The sequence below is a fragment of the Cupriavidus sp. PET2-C1 genome (assembly GCF_054515855.1).
The window spans coordinates 2,246,202-2,262,494 of record NZ_CM137260.1 but is presented as its reverse complement, the minus strand read 5'-3'; the positions used below and the strand labels follow the sequence as shown (position 1 = coordinate 2,262,494).

General features: G+C 68.6%; 10 protein-coding genes. 1 reads left to right on the top strand and 9 read right to left on the bottom strand.

The genetic code is table 11. The features are described from left to right. Positions 1 to 64 precede the first annotated feature (64 nt). The 8 genes from ACX12D_RS30155 to ACX12D_RS30120 form a co-directional block, all read right to left on the bottom strand. Positions 65 to 4,486 carry a cellulose synthase subunit BcsC-related outer membrane protein gene (locus tag ACX12D_RS30155; RefSeq protein ID WP_459374694.1) on the bottom strand — a complete coding sequence of 1,474 codons (4,422 nt, stop codon included), beginning with the start codon at positions 4,484 to 4,486 and terminating at the stop codon, positions 65 to 67. After that, positions 4,459 to 5,685, bottom strand: a complete 1,227-nt coding sequence (bcsZ, locus tag ACX12D_RS30150) for a cellulose synthase complex periplasmic endoglucanase BcsZ (RefSeq protein ID WP_459374693.1) — start codon at positions 5,683 to 5,685, stop codon at positions 4,459 to 4,461. The genes ACX12D_RS30155 and bcsZ overlap by 28 nt, the downstream gene beginning before the upstream one ends. Next, positions 5,682 to 7,949 (bottom strand): cellulose biosynthesis cyclic di-GMP-binding regulatory protein BcsB, encoded by a 2,268-nt coding sequence (gene bcsB / locus ACX12D_RS30145; protein WP_459376565.1) that lies wholly within the window; start codon positions 7,947 to 7,949, stop codon positions 5,682 to 5,684. Before bcsB ends, bcsZ begins: the two co-directional genes overlap by 4 nt. Positions 7,950 to 8,148: 199 nt before the next feature. Continuing rightward, a complete protein-coding gene (gene bcsA, locus ACX12D_RS30140) occupies positions 8,149 to 10,353 on the bottom strand; it encodes a UDP-forming cellulose synthase catalytic subunit (RefSeq protein ID WP_459376564.1) in 2,205 nt (734 codons plus the stop codon). A 59-nt stretch (positions 10,354 to 10,412) separates the two neighbouring features. Beyond that, positions 10,413 to 11,186: a cellulose biosynthesis protein BcsQ gene (bcsQ, locus tag ACX12D_RS30135; protein ID WP_459374692.1), complete on the bottom strand. Its 774-nt coding sequence runs from the start codon at positions 11,184 to 11,186 to the stop codon at positions 10,413 to 10,415. Next, positions 11,183 to 11,875 carry a cellulose biosynthesis protein BcsP gene (bcsP, locus tag ACX12D_RS30130; RefSeq protein WP_459374691.1) on the bottom strand — a complete coding sequence of 231 codons (693 nt, stop codon included), beginning with the start codon at positions 11,873 to 11,875 and terminating at the stop codon, positions 11,183 to 11,185. Before bcsP ends, bcsQ begins: the two co-directional genes overlap by 4 nt. 63 nt (positions 11,876 to 11,938) lie before the next feature. Next, on the bottom strand, positions 11,939 to 12,394 hold the full coding sequence (gene bcsD / locus ACX12D_RS30125) for a cellulose biosynthesis protein BcsD (RefSeq protein ID WP_459374690.1): 456 nt from the start codon (positions 12,392 to 12,394) through the stop codon (positions 11,939 to 11,941). Positions 12,395 to 12,864: 470 nt separating this feature from the next. Next, positions 12,865 to 13,743, bottom strand: a complete 879-nt coding sequence (locus ACX12D_RS30120) for a LysR family transcriptional regulator (protein ID WP_459374689.1) — start codon at positions 13,741 to 13,743, stop codon at positions 12,865 to 12,867. 150 nt (positions 13,744 to 13,893) lie between these two features. Here ACX12D_RS30120 and ACX12D_RS30115 point away from each other — a divergent pair, with 150 nt between their 5' ends. Then, positions 13,894 to 15,300, top strand: coding sequence for a class II fumarate hydratase (locus ACX12D_RS30115; RefSeq protein WP_459374688.1), 1,407 nt, complete (start codon positions 13,894 to 13,896; stop codon positions 15,298 to 15,300). 278 nt (positions 15,301 to 15,578) lie between these two features. On the opposite strand, the gene ACX12D_RS30110 is transcribed toward ACX12D_RS30115, so the two are convergent. Further along, the gene (locus tag ACX12D_RS30110) at positions 15,579 to 15,968 is read right to left on the bottom strand and encodes a YfeK family protein (RefSeq protein ID WP_459374687.1); all 390 of its coding nucleotides are present in this window, start codon (positions 15,966 to 15,968) and stop codon (positions 15,579 to 15,581) included. Between the last annotated feature and the right edge of the window lie 325 nt (positions 15,969 to 16,293).

The window sequence follows — 16,293 nt, the reverse complement described above, 5'->3', positions numbered from 1 at the left end:
TGGACTTCCTTTGCGCAGCCGCCTGGCTGCGCTTCACTTGATTGATTCATCCGTTGCGCGCCCCTCAGAACGGCGCTGGGCCCACGGCCGACTGCGGCGCCACCGGCGGGAACGCGATCTGCCCGGTCTGGCGCTGCAACGCGTAGCGCACATAGACACCGGCATACCACTGGCGATAGTCGCGCGCGTTGTCGATGCCAAGCATGCCGCCGACAAACAGCTGCTGGGCCGCCTGGTACTCCATCGAGCCAACCAGATTGTAGGCCAGGCCGGTCTTGGACTGGCCAGGATAGACGGTATTGCCGGCCGCCGACTGGGCTGCTCGATCGGTCGGGAAATAGTCCGATGCATCCTCGCGGAACGCCTGCATGCCTAGCGCGCCGCGCACATTGTAGGCCAGCCGGCCGCTGCGCCCTGCCAGCGAGAGCGGCACGGTCACGGCGAAGTAGGTCTGCGGGCTGAAGTAACCACCCTGGCCGAAGGTGAAGTAGCGCAGGTTATCCGCGTACCCCATCGAGGTGAAGTTCACGCCGCTCATCAGGCGCTGCTCGGCGTTGTCGATCAGGCGCAGGTAGAACCCGCCACCGCCTTCCCAGCGTGTGTTGCGCTTCACATCGTGCCCCGTCAGCAAGCCGTAGCCGCCGTAGCCGTAGATGCCGAAGAAGCCATCGTCCCAACCCAGGTCGACGCGCCCGCTGCTGTTCATCACGCCGCCCCACTGCAGGCCGGTGCGGTCATCGCGCGCGCCCGCGTACGACAGCAAGCTGTCGGTGACGGGGCGGCGCGATGCGCCAAGCGACAGCGTGGTGCGTTGCGTCAGCGGCAGGTTGAAGCGCACACCGGTATTGACGTCGGTGTAGCGGAAGCCCAGCGGCGTGCTGCCAATGTCAGCCTTGATGCGGTCCGATTCATAGGCCACGCCCAGCGCCACACCAAAGGCATTCTGCTGGCCGGCGGAAGTGGACCGCAGCGGCGTGCCGGCCGAGTTGACGGGCGCGCCGCCCACCGGGACCGCCAGCGGGCCGCCGCCAAAGCGCGAGGCGGTGTTGAAGTCGCTGCCCACAGAGCCCGCGTCCAGCGCGACCGGTGTCACGCGCGCCACCAGCTTGCCGTTGCCGACGGCTATCTTGGCTTCGGCCACCACCTGCATCTCGGTGAGCTGGCTCATGCCGGAGTCGCCATTGCGCCCGCGTAGCACAGGGCCGCCGGCGAGCGTGCTGGTGCGCTGCGATTCGATCTCGTTGAGTTCCTGCTGCGCGGTCTTGGGGCCGGTCGGGTTGGCCTGCGAATCGGCTTCGGCCAGCCAAGGCGCGCGCGACTGCGCGCCAATCGGCTGGCGTGCGGGCGCGGCGGGCGCGGGTGCCGCCGCGTAGCCGCCGGCTGCCGGCGCGGCGTACTGCGCGACGGGATACTGCGGTGCCACGGCCTGCTGCGGCACGGGATAGGGCACGCCAGGCTGCTGGGCGAGCTGCGCGTTGGCTGGATAGGCGGGGTAAGCCTGACCAGTCTGATAAGCCTGGTTGGCTGGATAAGCCTGCGCAGGCGCCTTGGCCGCGCGCGTGTTCTTGCCGCGTGTGCTGGCGGGGGCCTGCATCGGCATGGGCGCTTGGACCTGCTGCGCATAGTAGGCCTGCGGCTGCTGGATCTCCGGCGCCATGCCTTGCCCGGCGGCGGACAGCGGCGCCGGAATGTAGGGTTGCGAGGCCTGTGCGCTCGCGTACATCATCACCGGCGCGGGAGCCATTGCCGGCTGGGGCGCGGCCGCGGCGCGCGTGGGACCGGGCACGATCAGGTACGGCGCCTGCGACCCGGGCGGCGGCAACTGCGAGCTGCCGCGCTGGCCGGGCAGGCCGACAAACGGGTTGGACGGGACGCGGTCGAAGCCCGCGCCATCCGGGCGCGCGCCGGCCGAGGCTATGCCCGCGGCGTTCTCTGCTGCCACCGCTGCGCGGAAATATTCGGCGGCGCGCGAGGTCTTGCCTTGGGCGCGGTAGAGCCGCCCGGCGGCGGTCAGCACCTTGGGCGATTTGGGCGCCTGCGCCAGCGCCATCTGCAGCGTGCCTTCGGCCCAGCTGTATTCCTTGGCGGCGGTGGCGGTGCCGATCGCCGCCAGCATCAGGTCGAGGTTGCGCGGATCCTTCTCCAGCACGCTCTCGTACAGCGTCAGGGCCTTCTTGTTCTCGCCCGCCTGCGCGTACATGCGCGCCAGGCTGGCGCGCACGGCGCTGTTGCCGGGGCGCTCGGAGAGCGCCGGCGCCAGCATATCGTAGGCAGCCACGAGGTCGCCGCTCTCGGTCAGCGCATCGGCCTGGCGCACGATGTAGGCGACCCGCAGGTCGTCATAATCGCGGCGCTGCGAACTGCTCAGGTTGGCGTTGGCAAGCTGGCGCAGCACGCCAGCCAGCTCCACGTCCTGCCTGGTCTTGAGCAGGATGGCGGCGTACTGCAGCTGCATGCCGACATCCGGGCGCACCGTGCGGCCCATGACGTTGCGCATCAGCGAGAGCGCGCGCGCCTCGTCGCCCGCGTCGGCATAAGCCAGAGCCAGCGCGCCGAGCTGATCGGGGTCCTGCTGGGCGTAGCGTTCGGCTTGCTGCAGCACGCCCAGCGCGGCGGCCCGCTGGCCGGCGGCGGCGAGCCCGCTGGCGCGCTCGGCTTCGGCGTGCACCCACAGGCGGCGTTGCAGGGTGCCCATGTCGCGGGTGCGGTTCTGCGGGGGAATGCGCTCCAGCGCTTCAAGCCCGCTTTGCCAGTCGCCGGTCTCGGCGGACAGCAGGGCGCTTGCGTACAGCGCGTCCGGCATATTGGGGTTGGACAGCAGCAGGCCGTCCATGACGCTGCGCGCCTGCTCCTTCATGCCCATCGACGCATAGGCGCGCGCCACATCCAGGCGCACCCACGGGTTGGTGGGGTCGGCCGCCATCGCGTCTTCCAGCGCGCGGCGCGCGCCGGCGGCATCGCCGCGCTGCAAGGCGGCGCGGGCCTGGCCACGGGCCTCCTCGGCGCGCAGCTTGCCCAGCGAGCCCACCTTGTCTTGCTGGGCGGGCGTCAGGTTCTGCACGATGGCAAGCGCTTCCGCGCTCTTGTTCTGCGCCGCCAGCACGCCAACCAGGCCGCGCGTGGCGTCGGGATTGTCCGGCTGCTGCTTGAGCACGCGGCGATACGCTGCTTCGGCCGGGGCGTACTGGCCTTCCTCGGCCATCACGTCGGCCAGCGCCACCTGGGCGGAAGGCTCGCGCGGGTCGAGCTTGACCGCACGCTCCAGCAGGCTGCGCGCCTCGGCGCGGTTGCCAGCGCCGCGCGCGGCGCTGGCCTGCTCGGACAGCAGCCAGTACGTGGCGCTGTTCTGCGCGCTGCGGTAGCGGCCCCCGGCGCCACGCTTGGCGGCCTGGTCGAGGAAGTCCAGGGCTTCGGCAAACTTCTCCTGCTTGAGGCGCAGCACGCCCATGCCGCCGAGCGCGTCGGCGTCGCCGGGGCGCTCCTGCAGCGCGGCCTGGAACCGGTCGCCGGCGCGCTCGAGGTCGCCGGCATCCATGGCGTCGAAGCCCTGCTGCACGATCTGGCGCACGGGGTTGCCAGCGGCACCTGCCGCTTGCGTGGCTTGCTGCTGTTGCTGCTGGGCCTTGACCGCATCGAGCTTGGCGCGGATGGTGGCGTCGTCGGGATGGCTTGCCAGCCAGGCATGGTACAGCGGCGTATCCGCCGGGCGGCCGCCCAGCCAGGTCAGCGCCCGCCGCCAGCTCTCGCTGGCCTGGCTGGCTACGTCACCACTTTTAGACAGCCCCTCCAGCTGGCGAATGCCGTCGCGGCGCGTGGACTCGCGATAGGTCAGGTGCTGCGCCAGTGCGAGCTGCGCGCGATTGTCCGACGGATTGGCGCGGGCCAGCTGCTCCAGGCCCTTGCGGGCTTCTTCCCAGCCCTGTGCCGTGCCGCCCAGCGTCTGGTAGTACTCCAGGGCCAGGTTGCCTTGCGGCACCGCGCCGCCCGCAGCTTGCTGATAGCGCTTGACCGCTTCCTCGCTCTGGCCGCTGCGCGCCAGCTGGCGCGCCTGCTCGACCTGCTGGGTTGCGCCGCCGCTGCTGATCACCTGCGTGAGGCGCGCCACCAGCGGGGAGTTGGGCTGGGCCTTCTTCAGGCGCTCCAGGTAGGTGCGCGCGCCATCGGGGCGGCCCGCCTCGGCTTCGGCCACGCCCATGCCATACAGGGCTTCTGGCTGGGCCGGATTCAGCCGCAGGATCTTCTGCCACGCTTCGGCAGCGCGGTCGCTGCGGCCGCGTTCCTGCCAGTACTTGCCCTGGTCCACCAGCAGCTTGACCGGGTCCTCCTGCGCCGTGGCGGCCGCGGCGAACGCCGTCAGCAGGCTCAGCACCAGCGTCTTGGCGCGCAGGCCCTTGCCGCGCGCGGTGTCCGCAACAATGTGCTGCCCGCTCGCCGAGCGGGGGGTGTACGCGCGTCCGTTCATGGCCGGGCGCTTGCGGTTCGACATGTCTTCTCCCACTCCAGCTCCAGTTGCCCCGAAGGCGCGAACCGGTAGCGGCCTTCGGCAAAGCCGAGGCCGAATAATCCCAATACTGTGTCGTAGTACGTGGCGGCGGATCTGCCCGTGGCCGAGCCGATCATCGTCTCCGCCCGGGTGCGCTGCACCGCGGCTGCGGGCGATCCGGCCGCCTGCAGGAACGGCACCAGCGCGGCGGAAAAGCCCGTCGGGCCATCGCCGTCCACGGCACCGCTATCGGCGTGCATGCGCTCGGGCGGCGCGGCGCGTCCCGCCATGCGCTGCGCCTGCGGCGCCAGCGCCTTCATGAGCATGCGGCCAGCGGCGTCACCGCGTGGCGTCACGCCGGCCCACAGGTAGACACGGATGGCGTCATAGCTGCTGACATCGCCCTTGTCGGGGTCGGTGAGAAAGCCGCTGCCGGCCGCGTCGCTGCGGTAGGCCGACCAGTCGGGCACGATGCCCTGTTTGGCCACCGCGTCGACCAGCTTACCGGCCTGCGTGGCAAGCGTGCCCCACGGGCCGGACGGCTCGGCCGCGGCCAGGCGGCGCAGCAGCGGCACCGGCAGGTAGCTGGCATTGAGGCGCCATTGGCGCGGGCCATCGGCATTGCCTTGGACGAAGCCCTGCGGGCCGGGCAACAGCATGGTGCCAAAGCCGGGCAGCGACACCACTTCTTGCCTGGCCACCAGCTTGAGCAGCGCGCGCGCCTGCTCGCCATAACGCGGCTGCTTCCACAACCGCGCGGCTTCGAGCAGCGCGAAGGCGAACCACAGGTCAGCGTCCGATGCGGGGTTGGCATCGATCACGCCCCACGAGTCATCGGCCCGGTGGCCCCACTGCCAGGCGGGCAGCTTGTCCTGCAGGTTGCCCGCGCCGAGGTTGGCAACGCTCCATTGCCACAGGCGGTCGAACGTAGCGCGGTCGTTGGCCATCAGGGCGAACACCATGCCGTAGGATTGGCCCTCGGAGGTGCTTTGCTGCTCCTTGGTGGACGGGTCGAGCACGCGGCCGTCGGCCTGCACGAAGCGGGACAGGAACTGCTGGTACAACGGCCACGCGCAGGCAACCTGCGCCGATGTCTTCGGCGCTGCGGCGCGGGCCAGCACGGGCCAGCCACCCAGCGCCCCGAGCGCGCCCAGGCCGGGCAAGCCCGCGAGCCATCGGCGGCGTGTGCGGTTCACGCTCACTTGTGTTCCCCCAGCTTGCGGCGCGCGGCGCGTGCCCGCAGCGACAGATACATCAACACCGCCAGCAGCAGCGCGGCGCCGCCGATCATCAGCACCATGACGAGCGGCCGCTGCGAGAGCCACCACTGCACATAGGTCCAGGGCGGCAGCTTGCCCACGTGGTAGTTCTGCTGTGCCGCCAGGCTGTCGATCTCCTTGCCGCGCACCAGCGCCAGGCTGCCTTGCACCTTCGTGACCCGGTCGGGGTCGAGCAGCACCTCTGTCACGGTCTGCAGGCCTTGCGGCGCGTTGCTGGTGACAGCCACCACACTGCGCCCGGACGCCAGCGGCGACTCGAAGGCGCTTAGCGCGGCATCGGTGCTGGCGCTGCTGATCGACATGCGCGTCTCGACCGGGCGGTTGCGCGTGCCATCCGCGCCGTTCCACCAGCCCGTCACCGCGGACACCAGATCGGTCAGCGCAAAGCGCTTTTCATTGCCGGCCAGCGTGACCGGCATGCGCTCGGCCCATTGCGTGAAGAGCGGCTGGCTCTGCGTGGTGCCGATCACCAGCAGGTCGCGCGCGGCCTGCTTGTCGACCTGCGCGGCGCCGCTCACGGCCACTCCGGTAGTCGGATAGCCAGTGGATTCGCCCATGCGCCCCATCAGCGTGAGGTAGGTCGAGTAGTCCTCGGCAGCGGGCTTGTCCGGCAGGATGACCGCGGTCTCGGAGAGGTCGGCCATGCGCGTGAAGGGAAAGCCGCTGTTGCCGAACACCGCCAGGTCAGGCAGCGCGATAAAGTGCGGCAGGCCGGTGATGTTGATGGTCGAGTCCGGGTCGATCGCGCCCTTGACGTTGTCCAGCATCACGTCCTTGCACGCGCCCTGCTTGAGGTAGTCGTAGTAGAAATGGAACTGCAGCTGCGACTGCGCGGGCAGCATGAACAGCGGCAGCGCGATGCGCTCGTCGACCGGCACCGAGCCATCCGGCAGCACCTTGGCCAGCAACTGGCTGGCACGGCCATCCTGGTTCTTGACCGAGCGCAGCGCGTAGGCGCGCAGGAACTGGTTGCTCACACTGATGTTGAGGGTGGACTTGTCCACCACCGGGCGCGGCGTATAGCGGTACTTCAGGTCGATCGGGATGCCCTTGCTGCGCCAGCCGAACAGGTCGGGCGGCAGCCGGAAATTCACCCGCACCAGGTCCGGGTTGTAGCCCGAGACATTGAGGTCGCGCATTTCGGCTAGCTCGCCAAAGCGCACCGGGCGGTCGCTGCGGATCCAGTTGGGCGCGTCGTAAGGCACGCGCGGCGCCACGTCGTCGAGCTTGTTGATGGTGGCGCTCTGCCCGGACAGCGCGCGCGCGCCGAGCGTGAGCGCCTGCGCCGCGGTCTTGAGCTCGGCGCTGTCGCGGCCCATCACCAGCAGAAGCTTGCCGTTCGCATCGCCCGGATTCGGCACCACCGCGATCGACGGCCCGCCGATGGCGGGCACCTGCACACCCGCGGGTTTTTCTTCGTTGGTGACGAACACCACCGCATTGCCGGTAGCGGGTACCTGGTTGAGCGTGGCGGCAAACGACGCACCGCGATAGCCGGCCAGCGCGCCGAACCACGACGAGACCGTGCCCGCGGCTTCCAGCGTGGCCGGCGACGGCGCGCCAGCGAACACAAAGGGCAGCCTGAGGCGGCTAACGTCACGGCGATCGAAGAACGGCAGCGGCAGCAGCGCCAGTTCGTTGGCCAGCGCCACCGGCGTGAGCGTGAGCTCCAGCACGCTGCTGTTGCCAACGGTGGCCCACAGGCTGGAGTGGAAGGGATCTTCGCAATCGGTGGTGTAGTGGCCGATCAGCTGCAGGTTGAGGCGGTTGAACTCGGTGATCAGCCGCGGCTCGATCGGCACGTCGCGCTCCAGGCTGGTGCCCGCGGTGTCCTTGGGCACCGGCACGGCGCCGGCAACCTCGCCGTTGACCATCACGTTGATATGCGACAGCGCCGGTATCAGCGCGGGCGAATACGTGTAGCGCAATTTCAGGCGCGCGCCGGTCACGACCTCGTCGGCACGGATCGAGAATGGCACGCCGTTGATGGCGTCCACGCCGCGCAACTGGAACGGCGCGGCGGCACCCAGCTGCTTGAGCGTGAGCTGCACGGTGCGCGCGCCGCTGCGGGGCGCTGCGGCGGCGGCCTGCGCCGCCACCCCGGCGGGCGACTGCGCGGCGACCGCGTCGCGCGTGGTGTCGGGCACGCCGGCACGCTGGGCGCCGGCCGGGGTCACCGTCAGCATGGCGAGCGCGAGCAATGCGCTAAGGCGGGTCGCGGCGGGCAGGCGCGCGGTGCGGTGCGCGGTTGAGCGCACAGGCGAGCGATCGGTCAGGCGTGGTGTCTTGGTCAAACGCATTCTCTGTCTTTTGCCAGTGGTCCGGTGCGTGTTCAAGCCGCGACCCGAACCGTTGCGGGACGCGGCGCTGGGCCAACGAGGCCGATCAACGGGTGGAAGCGCCAGGTTCTGGACGGCGCAACAATTGGCGCATCTCGCGCCCAAGGTGGAACATCACGTTATGGAAGCCAAGCAGGCCAATGCGCAGGATCTGGCCGGCGGCCAGCCCCGGGGCATCCGGCCGCTTGCGGCCCCAAGAATCGATCCACGCGTCGGCTCGCGCAAAGGTGCACTGCACGAAAGCCATCTCCTCGCGCGGGCTCATTTCCGCCAGCTCCAGGCCGGTGTGCGTGTCGCCCTGGAACACCACCTTGGCGGGGAACATGTGCTCGTCGTTCTGCAGGTAGAGCGAGATCTGCACCTGTTCGCCCACGGCTGCCTTCATGCCCGGCGGCAGCCGCATGCCGATGCCGCCCTCGGCAAAGTCGATGGTCTCGCACACCAGCGTGCGGCCATCGGGAAAGTGCAGCGTGGCTGGCAGCTTCATCGCCACGCGGTGCGCCACGCGGATCTGGCGCGTCTCGCTGGCGACCGCGATCGAGGCACCGAGGATGATCAGGTTGTAGAACGTCCAGATCAGGTTGAGCACCACCGTGGTGGCCTCGAACTGGTTCCACAGGAACAGCCGCAGGAAGCCCACCACCACGCCCAGCAAGTTGAACAGCAGCAGCACCAGGTAAGGCCGCGAGATCACCCAGTCGAAGTAGGCTTCCTCGATCACGCCGCCCTTGGGCGTCACGTTGAACTTGCCGGCCGCTGGGTTGACGAACGCCACCAGCACGGGCCGCATGATGTACCACGCCAGCACGGATTCGTAGACTTCGTTCCAGAACGAATGGCGGAACTTGCCCTGGATGCGCGAATTGGTCATGTTCGCGTGCAACAGGTGCGGCAGCGCGAAGGTGGCGATGGTCAGCGCCGAGGCCTGGATCACGTGGGCGCCGAACAGCAGGTAGGCCAGCGGCGCCGTCAGGAACACCAGCCGCGGCAAGCCGTAGAAGAAGTGCAGCATGGCATTGAGGTAACACAGCCGCTGCGGGATCGACAGGCCTGGCCCGAACAGCGGGTTGTCCACCCGGCAGATCTGCGCCATGCCCCGGGCCCAGCGAATGCGCTGCCCGACGTGGCCGGAGAGGCTTTCCGTGGCCAGCCCCGCGGCCTGGGGGATCGCCAGGTAGGCGGTGCCGTAGCCCTTGCGGTGCAGCTTGAGCGCGGTGTGCGCGTCTTCGGTCACGGTTTCCACCGCGATGCCGCCCACTTCCAGCAGCGGCGCGCGCCGGATCACGGCGCACGAGCCGCAGAAGAAGGTAGCGTCCCACAGGTCGTTGCCGTCCTGCACCAGGCCATAGAACAACTCGCCCTCGTTGGGGACTTCCTGGAAAGTGCGCAGGTTCTTCTCGAACGGATCGGGAGAGAAGAAATAGTGCGGCGTCTGCAGCATGGCCAGCTTGGGGTCCTTGAGGAACCAGCCCATGCTGATCTGCAGGAAGGAGCGCGTGGGAATGTGGTCGCAATCGAAGATCGCCACGTACTCGCCGTGCGTGCCCTTGAGCGCTTCGTTGATGTTGCCGGCCTTGGCGTGGCGATTGTGGTTACGCGTCACGTGGGTGACGCCGACCTTCTCGCAGAACTCGCGGAATTCCTCGCGCCGGCCGTCGTCCAGCACATAGACGTTGATCTTGTCGCGCGGCCAGTCCAGCGCCATCGCCGCGAATACCGTCGGCTTGACCACCGACAGCGGCTCGTTGTAGGTCGGGATGAAAATATCCACGGTCGGCCAGCTGGCAGTGTCCGCGGGCATGGCCACCGGACGGCGCTTGAGCGGCCACGCGGTCTGGAAGTAGCCCAGCATCAGCACCACAAATGCGTAGATCTCCGCCAGCACCAGGCCGATGCCAAAGGCGGCGTCGAACCAGCCGCCCAGGCCCACCGTTTCCGTCAGGCGCCAGTACATATAACGGCTGGAAGCCGCGATCGACAGGATCACCATCATCAGCGTGGCGAGGTGGCCCTTGACCCGGTTCAGCCAGACCGCCAGCCCGAAGCACACCGCGGCAAACCCGACCTGCTGCCAGAAATCCAGCGGCACCGTGATGACCAGCGCAAACATGAGCAGCCCGGCCAGCAACGCCAGCCCCCGCGCCACAGCGCTATCCCAAAAGGGAAGCTCGACGACGGTGTTGCCGAAACGCTGCAACGCGGCCGACAGCGCGTTGGGCTTGTCGTCGCCCTTGCTTTTGACCTTGTCCATGTCCTTGCCCTTGGCCCGCGCGCCCTTGGGCGCCGCGGCGGCTTTTGCCTTGGCTGGCTTCACGCGGCTTCTCCATGAGCGGCCAGCGCCTGGCGCACCCATGCAGCGCAGCGCTGCAGGTCATGCGTGGCCTGGCTGTGAGGGTTGTACTCGAGCACGCTGCGGTCGTAGGCCAGCGCCTCTGCCACCGCCTGGTCCTGGTGGATCACGCCCAGCACGCGCTCGCCGAGCTGGGCGCGCAGCACCTGCACCACGTCCTTGCCGAGCTGACGGCTCACGTCGACCTGGTTGATCACCAGCATATGGCCCAGGTAATCGGGCCGGCCCTCGCAATAGGTGCGGATCAGGTCTTCCATCAGGGGCATGGTGGCGTAGGACGCGGCGTCCGGCAGCGACACCATCAGGCACAGCTGCGCGCATGACAGCGCCTGGCGCATGTATGGCGACGGGCCCGGCGGCGTATCAATCACCACGACATCGTCGCGGCCCAGGCCAAGTCCGGCAAGCTGGGTGCGCAGCCATCCCGGATGGGTGGAGAGGTGCGCCTCAAACGCGGAGCGGTCCACCTCGTTGAGCGAGCCGAACGGCATGACCAGCACACGGGAGCGGCCCATGTACATGCTCTGCTGCCACGCTTCTCCGGCCAGCGTGGCGCGCGCATGCCCGGCAACGTCCTGCGGCGGCATGCCGAAATGCAGGCGCAGCGCATTTTGCGGATCCAGGTCCACGGCGAGTACGTTCTCGCCGGCAACCGCCAGCGCTTCGGCCAGGTTGGCCGACAGCGTGGTCTTGCCCACACCGCCTTTGGCCGAGACAACAGCAATGATCTTCACGAGCGATTCAGCCGATCAAGAAAGGAGCGGCGCGCGGGTGCGCGCTCGCTGGTGGTGGCCGGCTCCTGGCGGCCTTCGAGGCGGGCGAACACCTTGGACAATTCGGTGTCGGCGGCGCGGGCCGGCTCTGCCTGCGGCGCGGTCGCGCCCGCAGGCGCGGACGGGGACCAAATGCGGGCCGGCTCGGGCTCGGGGGCAACGACCGGGTTCGCTACGGCTGCCCGCGGGGGTGGCGCAGCGGCAACTTCCGGGGTTGAACGCGGCATCGAGGCCGACGCCGCCGGCGCCATGCCTTCCGGCGTGCGGAAACGCGGCCTCATCGCCGAGGCGGGCGCGCCCGTTGCCGGCGGTGCCACCGTTACCGCCGGTGGGACAACCTGAGCGGCCGGCGCCTCGGCGGCGCGAGCCGGCTCCGCGGCAGGCGCAAGCTCGCCTGCCGGCAGGGCCGCGCGCCACAATGGCGCGGGCGGCGCGGCCTGCGCCGCTGCCGGGCCGGCAACGTCATGCGCATGCGGCGCGGCGGGCTGCACGGGTGGCACTACGGCAGCGCGGTCGACCCGCACGGACGTCAGCAGCGGCCAGCGCTCGCGCGCCTGCGTCGCCGCGTCTTCGCGCACGATCTCTTTGTATGACTCCGCCTTGCCGCCGAAGCGCTGGAACAGCTTGGACAAATCGTCGGATTGACTCATGGGATCTCACTCACGCAAGGCTGTGCGCCGGCGCGAAAACTATCGCAAACCGCTGACGGCACTTCAACGCCCGAACCGGAATTCCACGCAGCCGGTGGCATCGATCGGTGTACTTTGGCTGACCCGCAGGCTCTCGGACGAGCCGAGCATGCGGAACCAGTGCTGGTACGCCCCTTCCAGGAATGCCGGCGACCAGGTGTCGGCCCCGTCTCCAAGCGCCGCGTTCAGCGGCGCGCAGTAATGCCGGACCACCAGAGCGCCCCCCACATCCTCGATGCTGGTCCAGCCCCAGTCCACATCCAGCCAGATCTGGGCGATGGCGCGCTCCAGCTCCGCAAGCGTCGCACAGGCGCCAGGATCGAAACGCTTGGCAAAACGCGCGCCAACGCGCCACATCATGGCGCGCAGGCCGGCCACGTCCATGGTCTCGGATAGTTCTTCGGCGAGCGCCGACAGTACATCACGCCATTGCGACGAGCAATGCCGCTCAGTGAGATATTGCAGAATTGCTTGATTCACCCCGACATCCTGTTTTTATTGCTTACAGTCAATATTCTTCTTATTGTTGGAGCGCCATTTTCTTACCAACCCCGCGGTCTGGGCAAATGCTTTGCGAGCAACAATGGCTATGTTCCATCCTCGCAACATCCACAACGGCAGCCCCCAATGCCCCAATCCGGACAATTTGCCGCGCGGGCAGGCGCCGCAGCCTCTCACAGGCATCCCAAGCCTGACAGTTTCCAGGTCACGGGGGAACCCACCCCCTTCTGAAGCGGGGATCACTTCACATTGCCAGCCAAATGTCTCTACATTAGCCCGCAAGGTGCTGTTGGCGGTCAGGGAAACCGCTCACAGTGCCATTCTGGCGCGATAAATGGCTGGCCAGCACACGTATATTCTCCCTGCGGGGATATAGCGCGGCTGAGGGCGAGAAACGATATGACAGGGCCCGCGGCAGTAAAGCGAGCGGCTGCGGAGGCGGCTGCGGACTAGTCCAGCATGACCTGTGCGCCAGGACGGGCCGCTGCGACGAATGCATCGATCAGGCGCGCCCCGCGCCGTTCGCGCAAAAAATAAAGATACTCGCTCATTTCCTCGCTACTGTCTTCAAAATCCAGCATTTTCAGGTGCGGATGGCTCGGCACCTCGTGGCGGGCAATGACGGAGACGCCGAGCCCGCGAATGACCGCCTCGCGGATCGATTCCCGGCTGCCGATCTCCATCGGCGTGGCAGGCACCACCCCCGCCCGGGCCAGCATCCGCTCGGTGACAATGCGCGTGGTCGACCCGGCCTCGCGCATCAGCAGCCGGCAACTGGCCAGCGCGGCGACCGGCACCCGTGCCTGCGCCGCCAGCGCATGGCTGCGATGCACCACCAGCACGAGCGGGTCCTCGCCCAGCAGCATGCGCTCCAGGCGGGGGTCGTCCACCTTCTGCGAGGACGAGGCCACGTCCACGCGATATTCCTGCAGGGCATCGAGCACTTCCTGCGAGTTGCCGGTCTCGACCGCCACATCGATGGCCGGATAGCGCGCGCTGAAGCGGCCGATGATGTCTAGCACGTAGTACGGCGCGGTGGCGCCGATGCGCAGGCTGCCGGTGCGCAGGTCGCCCGAGTGGCGCAGGAAGAAATCGATCTCCGTTTCCTGCTGGACCAGCGCTTCGACCTTGGGCAGCAACGCCAGCCCGGCATCCGACAGGGCCAGCCGCCGCCCGCCGCGATGGAACAGCTCGACGCCGTAGGCTTCCTCCAGCGCGCGGATCTGGGCCGTGATGGTCGGCTGCGAGAGGCCGAGCCGCTTGGCGGCCTGGGTCACGCTGCCGATGCGGGCGACCATGAAGAAGGACTTGAGCTGGGCAATGAGCATGCTGGAGACGCGTGGTGATAGCGCAGGTGATTCGGGCGCTGGGCCCCGGTGGCCGCGCCCGGCGCCACGGATGACGCCGTTGCTGCCGGGGGCGTATTCTAAGGCCCGGGATCTGTTGCCACGCCGCCTTCGGCCGAACAGGAGAATGCCATGCCCGAGCGCAAGCAGGACGCCACCCGGATCGAGACCGACAGCCTAGGCGACGTACCGGTGCCAGCCCGGCACCTGTGGGGCGCGCAGACCGAGCGCTCGCGCCAGAACTTCCGCATCGGCAGCGAGACGATGCCGCCCGCGCTGATCGAAGCGTTCGCCATCCTCAAGCTCTGCGCAGCGCGTGCCAACCGAGAGCTGCGCGTGCTCAAGCCGGAACTGGCCCACGCCATCGAGGCGGCGGCGCAGGAGATCATCGCCGGCAAGTGGCCCGGGGAGTTCCCGCTCTCGGTCTGGCAGACCGGCTCCGGCACGCAGACCAATATGAACCTGAACGAGGTGATTGCCAACCGCGCGATCCAGCTGCTGGGCGGCGAGCCGGGCGCGAAGCAGCCGGTGCATCCCAACGATCACGTCAATGCCAGCCAGTCGTCCAACGACAGCTTTCCCACGGCGATGCATATCGCCGCCACCCGGACGATCCAGCTGCAACTGCTGCCCGCGCTGGAGCGCTTGCAGCAGGCGCTGGGGCGCAAGGTGGACGCGTTCAGCGATATCGTCAAGGTGGGCCGCACGCACTTGCAGGACGCCGTGCCGCTGACGCTCGGCCAGGAGTTCTCCGGCTACGAAGCCCAGGTGGGCGAGGCCCAGTCGCGCCTGCGCCAGGCCATGCTGCGCGCCATGCCGGTACCCCAGGGCGGCACCGCGGTGGGCACCGGGCTGAATGCGCCACACGGCTTTGCCGCGGCCTTCGCGCGCGCGCTGTCGGACTACACGGGCCTGCCGTTCGAGCCCGCGCCGAACCGCTTTGCGCTGCAAGCCTCGCACGATGCGCTGGCCGACCTGTCGGGCGCGCTCAACACCACGGCATCGTCCTTCCTGAAAATAGCGCGCGATTTCATGTTGCTCGGCTCCGGCCCGCGTGCGGGCCTTGCCGAGCTGATCCTGCCGGGCAACGAACCCGGCTCGTCGATCATGCCGGGCAAGGTCAACCCCACCCAGGCCGAGGCGCTGGCCATGGTGTGCTGCCGGGTGATCGGCAACCACACCACCGTCACGCTGGCCAATGGCCTCGGCACGCTCGAGCTCAACGCTTACAAGCCCGTGATCATCTACAGCCTGCTGCAATCGGTCACGCTGCTTGCCGATGCCGCCGCGGGCTTTGCCGAGCGCATGGTGGAAGGGGTACAGGCGGATCGCGAGCGCATCGCCGAGATGCTTGGGCGCTCATTGATGCCCGTGACGGCGCTCAACCCGCACATCGGCTACGACCGCGCCGCCGAAATTGCCAAGCTGGCGCTCACGCGAGGCCTGCCGCTGCGCGAGGCGGCGCTCGCCTCGGGACATGTCACGGCCGCCCAGTTCGATGCATGGATCGACCTGAAGGGAATGACCAAGGAAATATGAGGCCGCCGATTGCGGCCAACGCTTAGCGCTGGCCCATCTCGCGCACGGCGCAGACGGTTTGCGGCCTTGGCAGAGAACGCCGGGGCCCGCATTCGGCGATCAGCATGCGTGCCGCCCGAGTGCCACCCGGGCTGAAGCAGGGTTCGACGAAAGCCGGTTGGCTACCGGGGGGCCGTCTGACCGGGTGCACGGGCCGGCCTTTGTTGCCGAAAAGCAAAAGCGTACCCGTTTCTGCGTGCCGTCAAACCCGCCTGCAACGGCCAGGAAGGGGCTCGCGCCTACTTGCCCGCAGCCTTCTGCCGATAGCGCGCCAGTTCGGCGCCTAGCCACGGTGCGCTCTCCATCGGCTGGGCCTGGCCGCACTTGACCAGGTAAGGCTTGCCGCTGACGCTGCTCTTGCTCGCGCCCAGTTCGATAAAGCTCTCGCTGGTGCTGATGGCGCCCTTGTCGGCCAGGTAATCGAATTTCTTCTTGAGGTGGGCGGCCGCATCGGGCGCCGGATACCAGCTGCCGTTGCGGTTGAACTGGCAATTCGAGCCTGCCAGGTAGGCAAAGAGATGGGTGACCTCGGCCTGCGTGGCGGCAGGCGGCGGCGCGGCGGCGGCGGGGGCCATGGGGACCGCCAGCGCGGTGGCTAGCAGCAGGGCGGACAAGAAAGCAGGCTTCATTTTCACGGAGTCGATAAGTCGCATCCGCTGCATTAGAGCGGCATTCCCGCTCCACTTCAAGGCTTGACTAGCAGCCAGGGCGCCCGCCGCGTGGACGAAACCAAGTGCCCGCGCGGCAAAGCGTACCCGTTTCTGCGTAGCAGTCCGGAGCGTCAGCCGATCGCGCCGTCGCCATCGAGCAGCACCGTCGAACCCGTGGCAAAGCCCGTCCCGGCCAGCTAAAGGATGGCTTGCGGATGGCTTGCGCCACGTGCCGGAGCACGCCAGCAAGCCCGGCGCGCCGCCGCTACAATGCCGCGGTGCAGCTTAGGCCTCGTCCCGGGGC

Excerpts from the sequence above, each read along its gene's own strand:
- ACX12D_RS30155 (WP_459374694.1), bottom strand. The coding sequence starts at position 4,486 with ATGTCGAACCGCAAGCGCCCGGCCATGAACGGACGCGCGTACACCCCC.
- bcsB (WP_459376565.1), bottom strand. The coding sequence starts at position 7,949 with ATGCTGACGGTGACCCCGGCCGGCGCCCAGCGTGCCGGCGTGCCCGAC.
- bcsA (WP_459376564.1), bottom strand. The coding sequence starts at position 10,353 with ATGGACAAGGTCAAAAGCAAGGGCGACGACAAGCCCAACGCGCTGTCG.
- bcsP (WP_459374691.1), bottom strand. The coding sequence starts at position 11,875 with ATGAGTCAATCCGACGATTTGTCCAAGCTGTTCCAGCGCTTCGGCGGC.
- ACX12D_RS30120 (WP_459374689.1), bottom strand. The coding sequence starts at position 13,743 with ATGCTCATTGCCCAGCTCAAGTCCTTCTTCATGGTCGCCCGCATCGGC.
- ACX12D_RS30115 (WP_459374688.1), top strand. The coding sequence starts at position 13,894 with ATGCCCGAGCGCAAGCAGGACGCCACCCGGATCGAGACCGACAGCCTA.
- ACX12D_RS30110 (WP_459374687.1), bottom strand. The coding sequence starts at position 15,968 with ATGAAGCCTGCTTTCTTGTCCGCCCTGCTGCTAGCCACCGCGCTGGCG.